This is a genomic window from Anaeromyxobacter sp. SG64 (assembly GCF_022690745.1).
Lineage (GTDB): Bacteria > Myxococcota > Myxococcia > Myxococcales > Anaeromyxobacteraceae > Anaeromyxobacter > Anaeromyxobacter soli.
Genome location: NZ_JALCZB010000038.1, coordinates 1 through 12,077, shown reverse-complemented (window position 1 = coordinate 12,077; position 12,077 = coordinate 1). Strand labels below are relative to the sequence as shown.

The following is a 12,077-nucleotide window of genomic DNA, read 5'->3' as shown; positions in this document are numbered from 1 at the left end:
CCATGCACCGTGCCCTCGCGTTCCTGGCGCTCGCCGCCGCCCTCGCCGCCGGCCCCGCCGCGGCGCTCACCCCGCAGGAGCTCGCCAAGGTCGTCGCGACCATCGACGAGCGGCAGCGCAACTCCGGCGACTGGAAGGCCCTCTGCTACATGGAGGCCAAGGAGAAGGGGAAGACCGACGTCGTCTACGAGCTCGTCGTCTACCGGCGCGACGAGGACGACAAGCAGATGTTCCTCTTCACGAAGCCGCGGGCGGAGGCGGGGAAGGGCTACCTCCGCATCGACAAGAACCTCTGGCTCTACGACCCCGCGGTGGGGCGCTGGGAGCGGCGCACCGAGCGCGAGCGGATCGGCGGCACCGACACGCGCCGCGGCGACCTCGACGAGTCGCGGCTCGTCGAGGAGTACGACGCGAAGTTCGAGGCGGACGAGAAGCTCGGCGTGTACGGCGTCCACCGGATCCTGCTCGTCGCGAAGCCCGGGGTGGACGTGGCCTTCCCCCAGGTGCGGCTGTGGGTGGACCAGGCGACCCTCAGCGTGCTGAAACGCCAGGAGCTCGCGCTCTCCGGCCGGCTGATGCGCACGGCCTACTACCCGCGCTGGAAGAAGGTGTTCTCGCCGTCGAAGGGCGCGGACGTCTGGTACCCCGAGGAGATGCGGCTCTTCGACGAGATCGAGAAGGGCAACTCGACGCTCATCCTCATCAAGGAGATCGACCTCCGCCCGCTCGCCGCGAACCTGTTCACGAAGGCGTGGCTGGAGTCGAAGAGCCGGTGAGGGCCGCCACCCGACCGCCGGCCGCCGGCGGCGGGGGCGGGGGCGGGGGCGGGCTGGCGCGGTCGAGACGAACCCGCGTCGCCGGCGTCGCGATGGAATGGAGAGGCCGATGAGGATCGCAGCTGCGCTCGTCGCGCTCGCCGCCGCCACCGCGGCGCTCGGGCAGGATCGACCCACGGAGGACGAGCTCTTCGGGAAGCCGCCCGCGGAGTCGCCGCCGGCGGCCGCGCAGCAGGAGCCGAAGGAGCCCGCGCCGCGCCCCGGGGAGCCCGCCGCGCCCGCGCGGCCCGAGGAGGCCGAGCTGTTCGGCGGGACCGGCTCCCCGAACGCGGCGCCGCCGCCGGCGGGCCGGCTCGTGGACCGCGCCGAGGCGGAGACGCTGCGCATCGGCGGCCAGCTCTACCTGCGCGCGCAGGCGCTCTGGCAGGAGGACGTTCCGCCCGCGGACTGGGCGCTCTCCTCGCCGAACCTGCTCGACCTGTGGCTCGACGCGCGGCCGAACGACCGGGTCCGGGCGTTCGTGCTCGGGCGCATGCGCTACGATCCGACGGCGCCCGTGACCTCCGGGGCGCCCTCCCTCTCCGCGGCGGAGCAGGGGATCCTCGGCTACGGCACCTCCACGGGCGGGATCGCCGCGGGCGTGCGCGGCCCGCGCGCGGTCCTCGATCAGCTGTGGGTGAACTTCGACGTCGCCCGGCGCGTCTTCGTGACGGCCGGCCGGCAGCACGTGAAGTGGGGCGTCGGGAAGTTCTGGAACCCGACCGACTACCTCCACCCGGTCCGCCGCGATCCCCTCGCCGTGTTCGACGAGCGGACCGGCACGACGATGGTGAAGGTCCACGTCCCCTGGGAGCGGCGCGGCTGGAACGCCTACGGCGTGGCGCTGCTCGACGACGCCGCGGGGGTGGACACGCCCACGAACAGGCTCGGCCGGGTGGGGGTGGGCGGCCGCACGGAGGTGGTGCTCGGCACCGTCGAGCTCGGCGCGGACGCGCTCACGCAGGACGGGCACCGGCCGCGCTTCGGGATCGACGCCTCCGCCGGCGTGTGGGACCTCGACGTCTACGCCGAGGCGGCGCTCCGCACGAGCCGCGACGCGCCCCGCTGGCGCGAGGTGAGCCCCGGCGCGCCGCTCGTCACCCGCTTCGGGCGCGTCGATCCGCAGGGCTTCACGCCCGCCGCGGTCGTCGGCGGGAGCTGGTCCGCGAAGTACAGCGACGAGGACACGGTCACGCTCGGCGCGGAGTACTCCTTCGACGACGCCGGCTACGACTCGAAGGACGTCTACCCGTTCCTGCTCGCCGGGGCGCCCGAGCTCACCGGCGATCCCTCCGCCCCGCTCCGCCAGCGCGACCCCACCGCGTTCCGCCCCTTCTACCTGGGCCGCCACTACGCGGGCGCGTTCGTGCTGCTGCCCTCGCCCGGCACCTGGAACGACACGACCTTCACGGTCTCCGTCCTGGGGAACCTGTCCGACCGGAGCTTCGTCGCCCGGCTCGACCACGCGCTGCTCGCGCTCACCTACCTGCGCGTCGAGTCCTTCGTCGCCGCGTCCTTCGGGGCGCGCGGGGGTGAGTTCCGGCTCGGCGTGGACGTGCCGCTCTCCGACGTGGCGCCGGGCCTTCCGCCGGACGTCACCATCTCGGTCCCGCCGCCCGTCGTCCAGCTCGGCGTCGCGCTGCGCGTGAGCCTCTGACGCCGTGACGGGGCCGCAGCCCCGCGCGGCGCGCCGGGCTCACACGAGGCGCGGCACGCGCCCGCGCTTCTGCGCCTTGAAGTACGCGGCCCAGCGCTTCTTCGCCCAGTGGCCCACGACCGGCAGCGGCACGAGCCGCTCCTTCGCGTCGTCGCGGTAGACGAACGCGCCGCCGTCGCCCGTGTCCATGAGGCACACGATCGCCATGTGCGCGAGGTACGAGGCGCGCGCCGGCCGTCCGCCGTCCACCGCCGCAGCGTTCGCGGCGGCGGTGCGCGCCATGACCTCGGCGAGGTGGCCCTGCTTGGCCCGCCACGCGGGCCCTTCGAGCGCCGCGACGTCTCCCACGGCCCAGACGCCGGGCAGCCCGGGCACGGCGCAGCCCGCGTCGACGGTGACGAAGCCCGCCTCGTTGCGCGGCAGGGCGGAGGCCTTCGCGACGGGGTGCCCGTCTCCGGCGGGGATGAAGGCGACGAGGTCGGCGTCGATGCGCGCCCCGTCCTCGAGCGACACGCCCTCGGCCGTGAACGCCGCGATCTTCTTCCCGTAGCGGCTCTCGATGCCGCGCCTCGCGAACATGCGCGCCACGGCCTCGACCGCCCGCGCGCCCATCCGCTCCCCGGGCCGCGGCATCGGCGCGAAGAACGTGAGCGCGAAGCGGTCGCGGAGGCCGCGCCGGCGGAGCAGCGTGTCCACGTTGAAGATCATCTCGAAGGCCGGGCCGCCGCGGACCGCCGAGCCGTCCTTGGGGTTCCCGCCGAAGCCGATGGCGATGCGGCCGGCGCCGCGCGCGACGAGCGCCTGCAGCGCGTCCTTGAACCGGCGCGTGCCCTCCGGATCCCCGCCGAGCGTCTGCGTGTGCTCGATGCCGGGAGGACGCAGCCGGGAGGCCCCGAGCGCGAGCACGAGGTGGTCGGCGGTGTACGTCTGCGTCCCGACCGTCGCGCGCTTCGCCGCGCCGTCGACGGCGTCCACGCGTCCGACGACGAGCCGGAACCCGCGCTCGCGGGCGACGGTCTCGAGGTCGAGACACGCGTCCTCGAACCGTGATTCGCCGGTGGGGATCCAGATCGACGTGGGGTAGATGAAGAGGTACGGACGCTCCGTCACGAGCGTGACGTCGTAGCCGCGGCGCCGGAACTGGATGGCGCTCTCCAGGCCGGCGAAGCCGCCGCCCAGCACGAGGACGCTCCTGGACATCGCGAGGACTCCTTCCGGGGGCGGCGACGCGCCGCTGACGCGTGGGAGCCACGGGGCGCAAGTTCGTTTCGGCGAGGAACCGTTCCGAGCGCGGGTGGCTCGGACCACGCCTGAACGGGAGGGGCCATGGCGAGCATCGGAATGGAGAAGGTGAGCAGCTGGGGGTTCGATCAGGCGCTCGAGCGCGTCCCCGAGCTGCTGAAGGGCGAGGGATTCGGGGTGCTGACGCAGATCGACGTCCAGGCGACGCTGAAGGAGAAGCTGGGCGTCGACTGGCGCAGGTACCGCATCCTGGGCGCCTGCAACCCGTCGCTGGCGCACCGGGCGCTCTCGGCGGTCCCCGAGGTCGGGGTCCTGCTGCCGTGCAACGTGGCGGTCTACGAGCGCGACGACGGCAAGGTCGTGGTGCGCGCGGTCGATCCCATGCAGACCATCGCCGCGGCGGAGCCCGCGCTGGGCGAGATCGCGGGCGAGGTCCGGGCGCGTCTCGAGCGGGTGCTCGAGAAGATCGGATAGGCGTGAAGTGAACGATCTCCTGCTGTTCGTCCTGTTCTTCGCCGGCTGGATCCTCCTGCAGCGGGTGCTGTTCCCGCGGCTCGGCGTACCCACTTGAGGAATGCCCCCTCGCCCCCGTGACGGGGCGAACGAGAACGGCAACGACGCCGACGGCTGCTAGAAGCCTGCGGCTTCACCGTGGGTGAGCGAGAGCGGTTCGTTCGGCCCCAAGGGCCCATCCGCCGCGGGAGGGCCCCGCGCGAAGCGCGGGAGGGGCGAAGCCCCTCCGGCGGGGAACCTGCGCGCACCCGCGAACGCGGGCGCGCAGGTTCACGGGCCCCGCCGAGCGGGGGTGGGGCCCCGCCGACGGCGGTCAGCCGTCGGCGGGGCGGGGACGCAGTCCCCGTTAGATCAGCTCAAAACAGGAACTTCTCGCCCTGCGCCCGGAGCGCCGTGATCGCCGCGAGGTTCACGATCGACTGCACCGAGCAGCCCATCTGCAGCACGTTCACCGGCTTCTGCATGCCGATGAGCACCGGGCCGATCACCTCGGCGCCCGCGACGTTCGCGAGCATCTGGTAGCAGATGTTCGCGGCGTCGAGGTTCGGGAACACGAACACGTTCGCGTTGTCCTTGAGCGTCGAGAAGGGGAACTCCGGGACGCGGACCTCGGTGTTCGTCGCGATGTCGACCTGGATCTCGCCGTCGACCTCGAGGTCGGGGCTGTGCTGCCGCACGAGGTCCGTGGCGATCGCCATCTTGCGCGGGCTGTCGCCCGCGGCGGAGCCGAAGCTCGAGTACGAGAGCATCGCCACGCGCGGCACGACGTCGAAGTAGCGGGCGAGGTCGCTCGTGGTGAGCGCGATCTCCGCGAGCTCGGCGGCGGACGGGTCCACGTTCACGGTGCAGTCGGCGAAGAACTTGAAGTCGTTCTTCGTGACCACGATGTAGACGCCGGCGGCGCGCTGCCCCGGCCGCGTGCGGACCACCTCGAGCGCCGGCCGCACCGCGGCCGCGTAGCCGGAGGTGAGGCCGGTGACGAGCCCGTCCGCCGCGCCCTGCTCGACCATCACGGCCGCGTAGTAATTCCGCATGCGGACCCGCCGCTGCGCCTCCTCGAAGGTCACGCCCCGGCGGCGGCGGATCTCCCAGTAGCGGGCGACGTAGCGGCTGAACTGGTCGCTCGTCATCGGGTCGATGACGGTGACGCCGTCGAGGTCGTCGAGCCGCTGGTCGGCGATGGAGCGCTGGATGGCGTCCACCGGGCCGAGGAGCACGGGCTCGCAGATCGCCTCCTCGCGCAGGATCTCCGCCGCCTGCTGGATCTTCGGGTGGTGGCCCTCCGGGAAGACGATGCGCGTGAGCTTCTTCTTCGCCTTGGAGGTGATGGAGCCCATCACCTGGTTCGCGCGGCTCTGCATCTTGCGCAGGCGGTCGCGGTACTCGCCGAGGTCGATCTTCTGCCTGGCGACGCCGGTGTCCATCGCGGCCTTCGCCACCGCCGGGGCGACCCAGAGCAGCACGCGCGGGTCGAGCGGCTTCGGGATGATGTAGTCGCGGCCGAAGCGGAACTTCTCACCGCCGTAGGCGCGCGAGACGGAGTCGGGCACGTCCTCCTTGGCGAGGGCGGCGAGCGCGCGGGCCGCCGCCATCTTCATGTCCTCCGTGATCCCCTTCGCGCGGACGTCGAGCGCGCCGCGGAAGATGTAGGGGAAGCCGAGGACGTTGTTCACCTGGTTCGGGTAGTCGGAGCGCCCGGTGGCCATGATGACGTCGAGGCGCGCCTCCTTCGCCTCGGGGTAGCTGATCTCCGGGTCGGGGTTCGCGAGGGCGAACACGATGGCGTCCTTCGCCATCGAGCGGACCATGTCCTGGTCCACCATGCCCTTGGCGGAGCAGCCGAGCAGGACGTCCGCGCCCTTCATCGCGTCGGCGAGGGTGCGCGCCTTGGTCTCGGCGGCGAACTCCGCCTTCCACTCGTTCATCCCCTCGGTGCGGCCGCGGTAGATGACGCCCTTCGTGTCCACCATCACCACGTTCTCGCGGCGCACGCCCAGCGAGAGATAGAACTTGGTGCAGGCGATGGCGGACGCGCCGGCGCCGGACACGACCACCTTCACCTTGGCGATGTCCTTGCCGGCGAGCTCGAGCGCGTTGAGGAGCGCGGCGCCCGAGATGATGGCGGTCCCGTGCTGGTCGTCGTGGAAGACCGGGATCTGCATCTCCCGCTTGAGCCGCTCCTCGATGATGAAGCACTCCGGCGCCTTGATGTCCTCGAGGTTCACGCCGCCGAAGGTGGGCTCGAGCGCCTTCACCACCTTGCAGAAGGCGTCGACGTCCTTCTGGTCGACCTCGATGTCGAAGACGTCGATGTCGGCGAAGCGCTTGAAGAGGACGCCCTTGCCCTCCATGACGGGCTTGCCCGCCGCGGCGCCGATGTCGCCGAGGCCGAGGACGGCGGTGCCGTTGGAGATGACGCCGACGAGGTTGCCGCGCGCCGTGTACAGGTAGGAGAGATCCTGGTCCTTCTCGATCTCGAGGCACGGCTCGGCGACGCCGGGGCTGTAGGCGAGCGCGAGATCGCGCGCGGTCGCCATGGGCTTCGTGGCGACGACCTCGATCTTCCCCTTGCGGCCGGACGAGTGGTACGCGAGCGCGTCCTCCCGCCGGATCTTCTTCTTCGGGATGGGTGCGGACGGCGGGTTTTTCGGCGGGGTGAAGTCCGTGGCCATGGTCCTTCCTTCGCGCTTTGCGTAAGGGTGGTGCGCGAACACAACGCACATGGCCCGGTAGTGTCAAGGCGACGACCCCGGCACCGGACCGCAACCGCACCTGAGCGCTCCACATTTGACGCGACGTGGCGCAGCGACGCGCTGCGGCTTTCGGGGGGCACGAGAGGACGAGCGGGCGTGCCGGAGACGCCCGGCACGCCCGCGTTCACTCACCGTGAGTGTGCCTCCTCGCGCGCGCTCAGCGCGCCCGCCGGCGGCGGAAGCGCAGCGTGCCGACCAGCCCGACGAGGGCGAGGAGCCCGGAGCTGCCGCCGGCGGCGCAGCCGCCGCGGACGAGGGTGCCCGCGGCACCGGCCTGGAGCGGCGGCGAGGAGGGCGGCGAGGGGGGCAGCGGCGCCGGATCGCCCGGCGGCGTGGGGGCCGTCGCGCCGAGCGAGATGATCCGCCTGGCGAGCTGCTCGCGCGCGGTCATGAGCGCCGCGGGCGAGACCTCCGTGGAGTACGCGTTCGGGAAGAGCGAGTCTGCGATCTGCCGCGCGAACGCGTCGTCGCCGGCGTCGGAGAGGAGCTTCAGGTACTCGTAGTCCTCCATCCCCTCGCGGATCATCTTGAGCCGGATCGAGGCGATCGGGATGTGCGTCGCGCCGCCGATCTTCGCCGGCGTGCCCGGGTAGAAGAGCGTCCCGTCGCCGTTCCCGTTGAAGTCCCACTGGTTCGTCCAGGCGTCGTGGGTGAACGCGTACGCCGTCTCCCAGTAGAGCTCGCCGGAGAGCCGGTAGCGGAACGAGAGCCACTCCATCGCCCGGTTCCGGACCGCGGAGGCGTCGATCATGTAGCTCGGCCAGCCAGTGAAGTAGCGGTCGGACGAGGACGGCGAGCCGAAGTTCACCGTGCCGCCGCAGCCGTGGCTCATGCAGCTCTGGTAGCCCCAGATCTCGCGCCGCGGCGAGGCGGCGAGGAAGGCGTCGTACTTCGAGCGCTGGTTGCCCGCGAACGTCCCCTCCCGATCGTCGAGGTAGTTGATCACCGGCACGATCACGTCGATGGCGCTCGTGACGCCGTTCGCGTCGGCCTCCTGGATCGACGTCGTCACGAGCGTGCGGACGTTCGCCGCGTGCGCGGCGGCGGCGCGTCGGGGGATGTCCGACCAGGCGCAGGTGAGGGGCGGCTCGTCACAGGTGTACTGGAAGAGCCGGTCGAGCCAGCCCTTCCCGTCGAAGAAGGAGGACCAGCTCTTCGGGTCGTAGAGGAGCTCGTAGGCGGTCATGCGCGCGCCGCGCAGCGACGTCGGCGCCGTCCCGTCGAGCGTGGGGCCGTAGAGCGCGTCGGCGTGGTCGAGGGCGGAGCTGCCGTCGTCGACGTGGGACAGGGTGATGCGGTGATCGAGCGCGAGCTGCCCGTAGCGCGCTCGGATCGCCGCGAACGCGTCGGCGGCGGAGACGCCGTGGCCGCTCGGGATGGCGCCGTAGGTGAAGCCGAAGGCGGTCTTGAGCGACGCGGTGGAGGGCAGGGTGAACGGCCAGACCGTGAGCGTCACCGGCACCGTCGCGGAGCCGCCGTCCCAGGACACGGTCACGCTGCCGGTGTAGTCGCCGGCGGGCGCCTCGGGCGGGACGAAGACCTCCACCCAGATCGCCCGGCTCTCGCTCGCCGGCACGCTGAACGGGAAGGCGTTCCGCCGCTCGTTGGCGACCTCGTCGACGTCGGGCACGAGCGCGTCCGGCCAGGGTCCGGTCGCGCCGTCGAGCGCCGAGGCGGTCTGCACCTGGATGATCGCCTCCCGGTACAGACGGACGCCGCCGATCGTGCCGGGGCCCGTCAGCTCGCTCGCCGTGGCGCGCACGTTCGTGGCCGCGCCGGTGACGACCACCTGGAAGGCCTCGAACTCGTTCCGCGCGGCGGAGATCCGCGCGCTCGAGTCGGACCTCGCGGTCGAGCCGGGGCGGATCTTCTCCGCGGCGAGCGCGGTCCAGACCTGCGCGGCGGCTGCAGGGAGCGGTGCGGCGACGGCTGCGGCGAGGAGGAGAAGGGCGGTTCGGCGGATGGGGCGCTGCGTCGGCTCGGGCACGTGCTCGCCTCGTCGTTGCGGCAGGCCCTTGGGGGCACCCGCCTCGGTGTGCGTGCCTGGAGGCACCTTGGAGCCGCTTGCACACCAGGCGAGGCAGCGAGCGGCCCAACGCGAACCGAACGTGAGGGGGGCCGATCGTTATTCCCAGGAGGGGGCACGATCGACGAGGCGGGCGAAAAAGAGGCTGCAGAGGAGCCGTGAGCGCGCCGTCCAGCACGCAGATCCTACCAGCGAGCTAGCACTCCGGAGGCAGCAGGACGGGCGGGCGCTCGGTAGAACGTTGGAGCACCGATGAGTCGGGGACTGTTGCGCGGTAGGGGGGCCCGTCGTGGCCGGGCGGCCCGACAGATCGAGATCGCGGTGATGGCCGCCCGAGTCGGCGAGTGCTGTGGAGCGGCGCGCTGCGGGCGGGGGCCGCGGCCGGGCGGTCAGGTCGGGGTCGGGGTCGCGGTCGAGTTCAGACGCGCTCTCGCCGCCGCACTCCGCCCCTCCCTCTCCTCAGCGCTTCTTCCCTCTCCGCGCCGCCACGGGCGGCGGGCGCGTGGCGCCGAGCGCGGGGTTCCGCTCGAGCTCCTCGATCGTGCGAGGCCAGTCCTCCTTGAGGAGCCGCGCGAGCGATCGGTCCGACAGGATCTGCCCGCCGGTCTGGCACCGCGGACAGTAGTTCACCTCGTTCTCCGCCCGCACGATGCGCTGCACCGCGGTCCCGCACACCGGGCACGGCTGGCGGTGCCGGCCGTGGACGGCCATCTCCGGACGGAACGCGGTCACGCCCTCCGGGAAGCCGCCGGCCGCCTCGCGGCGCAGGCGCTCGGTCCACTCGGAGAGCACCGCCTGCGTCGACGCGTGCAGCCGCGCGATCTCCTCGTCGCCGAGCCGAGAGGTGAGGGTCACCGGCGAGAGCCGGGCGCGGTGCAGGATCTCGTCCGAGTAGGCGTTGCCGATCCCCGAGAAGAGCCGGGGGTCGGTGAGGGCGCGCTTCAGGGTGTGGTTCTCGCGCGTGAGCGCCGCGCGGAACGCGCCGGGATCCACGCCCAGGGGCTCGAGGCCCCCGCGGTCGAGCGCCGCGAGCGCCTCCGCCCCGCGCACGAGGTGGATCGAGGCGCGGCGCTTCGTGCCCGCCTCGGTGAGCACGAGCGAGCCGCCGGGGAAGTCGAGCGCCGCGAGCCCCACGCGGCCGGGGAGCTTCGCCCCCTCGTCGCGCCAGTGGAGCCGGCCCGCGATCATGAGGTGGATCGCGAGGAACAGCTCGCCCTCGAGCGCGAGCACGACGCGCTTGCCCACGCGCCGCACCGCCTCGACGCGCTTGCCGCGGGCCTCCTCCAGCGGCGGGTCCACGGAGCGCAGCACGAACGGGCTCCCGAGCCGGACGCCGAGGAGCGGCTTCCCCTGCACGCGCGCAGCGACGGCCTCGACGTACACCTCGATGTCCGGGAGCTCGGGCACGGGAGAATCCTGCCCGAGCGGCGCGCCGCCGTCAGCGCTCGCCCGGGTCGGCGATGCCGAGCCGGCGCATCCGCTTCCAGAGCGTGACCCGCGAGACGCCGAGCAGCTCCGCCGCCTGCGTGCGGTTCCAGCCCGTCCGCTCGAGCGCCTCGACGAGCGCGCGCCGCGCCTCGGCCTCCGGGTCGGGCGCGGCGCCCGGCGCGGACCGGCGCTCCGCGCGGAACCCCAGCACGTCCCGCGGGAGGTGCTCCGGCCGGAGCTCGCCCGGCCCGGCGCGCAGCGCGGCGTACTCGAGCGCGTTCCGGAGCTCGCGGACGTTGCCGGGCCAGGGGTACGCGCGCAGGAGGCGCAGCGCGTCCTTCGAGAGGCCGCGCCCCGAGCCGAGCTCCGAGAGGAAGCGCTCCGCGAGCAGCGGCACGTCCTCGGCGTGCTCCCGCAAGGGCGGGACGCGGAGCGGGAACGCGGCCAGCCGGAAGTAGAGGTCGGCGCGGAGGCGCCCGTCCTTCACGAAGGGGCGCAGGTCCCGGTGCGTCGTGCAGAGGAGGCGCACGTCCACCGCGAGGGGGCGCTCCTCGCCAGCACGGCCGAACGCGCGCTCCTCGACGACGCGCAGGAGCTTCGCCTGCACCGCGGGGGGCGCGTCGCCGACCTCGTCGAGGACGAGCGTTCCGCCGTCCGCCTCCGCGATCTTGCCGCGGCGCCGGCCGTCGGCGTCGCCGAACAGCTCGACGTCGAGCGCGGCCGGGCCGAGCGCAGCGCACGACACGCGCACGAGCGGCCGCTGGGCGCGATCTCCCAGGCGGTGGATCGCCTCGGCGACGCGATCCTTTCCGGTGCCGCTCTCGCCCGTGATCATCACGGTCGTGCGGGTGCGGGCGACGAGCGCGATCATCCTGAAGAGCTCGCGCATCACCTCGTGACCACCGACGAGCCCGCACAGCTCCCCGGCGGGTGCTCCGTCGTCCCGGAGCGCAGCGGGCTCGGCGGGTCCGGCGGGCGGCGCGGTGGCGATCGGTGCGCTCGCCACGTCCGTGAACGTCTCGAGCGTCCCCGCCGGCAGGCCGTCCGCCGCGAAGAGCGGGACCGCGTTCTTCACGATGAGCTGCGGTGCTCCGTCTCGCTTGCGGATCGTGCAGCAGAGCGAGGAGCGGGATCGCTCGGCGACCCCGCACTTCAGGAGCCCGGCGCCGCAGGGGCAGCCGTTCACCGAGTCTCCGGCCAGGATCGAGCAGCGCTGGCCGATCGCCTCGCTCCGGGGCCAGCCGGTGATCCGCTCCGCGGCGCGGTTCCAGAACGTGACCGTCCCCTCGCGATCCGTGAGGAACAGCCCGTCCGGGAGCGCGTCCGCCATCCGGCGGAGGGTCTCCACCGAGTCGAGGCCGAGGAAGGGCAGGGGGATCGGCGCGAGCTCGGGCACGCAGGCGAGATGTTAGCACCTGTCCCGGCGGAGGCGGCGGCGGGCGGCGCCCCGCTGTGCTAGGAACGCGGCATGGACGACAGCCAACCGGCCGTGACCGCGACACCTCGCCGCGACTTCCTGCGGATCATGGCGCTCGCCCCCGCGCTCGCCGCGGGCTGCGCGGGCGTGCACGCCGCCGCGCCCGGCGCCCCGAGCCAGGGAGCGGACCCCTCCGGCGCGCCGCCCGCCCCGGCGCCCGCCCGCG

General features: G+C 73.2%; 7 protein-coding genes and 2 pseudogenes. 3 read left to right on the top strand and 6 right to left on the bottom strand.

Going from position 1 to position 12,077, the window contains the following annotated elements; translation table 11 throughout:
* Positions 1-2: 2 nt before the first annotated feature.
* Together MNZ29_RS12905 and MNZ29_RS12900 are read left to right on the top strand one after the other, a co-directional pair.
* Entirely contained in the window at positions 3-776 is a 774-nt protein-coding gene (locus MNZ29_RS12905; RefSeq protein ID WP_242355489.1) for an outer membrane lipoprotein-sorting protein, read from the top strand.
* Between the two features lie 109 nt (positions 777-885).
* Entirely contained in the window at positions 886-2,472 is a 1,587-nt protein-coding gene (locus MNZ29_RS12900; RefSeq protein ID WP_242338862.1) for a hypothetical protein, read from the top strand.
* Positions 2,473-2,511: 39 nt separating this feature from the next.
* Here MNZ29_RS12900 and MNZ29_RS12895 read toward each other — a convergent pair whose 3' ends face one another.
* The gene (locus MNZ29_RS12895; RefSeq protein WP_242338865.1) at positions 2,512-3,672 is read right to left on the bottom strand and encodes an NAD(P)/FAD-dependent oxidoreductase; all 1,161 of its coding nucleotides are present in this window, start codon (positions 3,670-3,672) and stop codon (positions 2,512-2,514) included.
* 126 nt (positions 3,673-3,798) lie between these two features.
* Here MNZ29_RS12895 and MNZ29_RS12890 point away from each other — a divergent pair, with 126 nt between their 5' ends.
* Positions 3,799-4,188 (top strand): DUF302 domain-containing protein, encoded by a 390-nt coding sequence (locus MNZ29_RS12890; protein WP_242338867.1) that lies wholly within the window; start codon positions 3,799-3,801, stop codon positions 4,186-4,188.
* A 395-nt stretch (positions 4,189-4,583) separates the two neighbouring features.
* On the opposite strand, the pseudogene MNZ29_RS25150 reads toward MNZ29_RS12890, so the two are convergent.
* The 5 genes and pseudogenes from MNZ29_RS25150 to MNZ29_RS12870 form a co-directional block, all read right to left on the bottom strand.
* Positions 4,584-5,552, bottom strand: a pseudogene (locus MNZ29_RS25150) (phosphate acyltransferase); the annotation flags it as partial.
* Between the two features lie 33 nt (positions 5,553-5,585).
* Positions 5,586-6,839: pseudogene (locus MNZ29_RS25145) on the bottom strand (malic enzyme-like NAD(P)-binding protein); the annotation flags it as partial.
* 298 nt (positions 6,840-7,137) lie between these two features.
* Positions 7,138-8,967, bottom strand: a complete 1,830-nt coding sequence (locus MNZ29_RS12880; RefSeq protein ID WP_242355487.1) for a DUF4091 domain-containing protein — start codon at positions 8,965-8,967, stop codon at positions 7,138-7,140.
* 498 nt (positions 8,968-9,465) lie between these two features.
* Complete coding sequence (locus MNZ29_RS24965) at positions 9,466-10,413, bottom strand: Fpg/Nei family DNA glycosylase (RefSeq protein WP_242355485.1); 948 nt, start codon at positions 10,411-10,413, stop codon at positions 9,466-9,468.
* A 31-nt stretch (positions 10,414-10,444) separates the two neighbouring features.
* Positions 10,445-11,830, bottom strand: a complete 1,386-nt coding sequence (locus MNZ29_RS12870; protein ID WP_242355483.1) for a sigma-54-dependent Fis family transcriptional regulator — start codon at positions 11,828-11,830, stop codon at positions 10,445-10,447.
* Between the last annotated feature and the right edge of the window lie 247 nt (positions 11,831-12,077).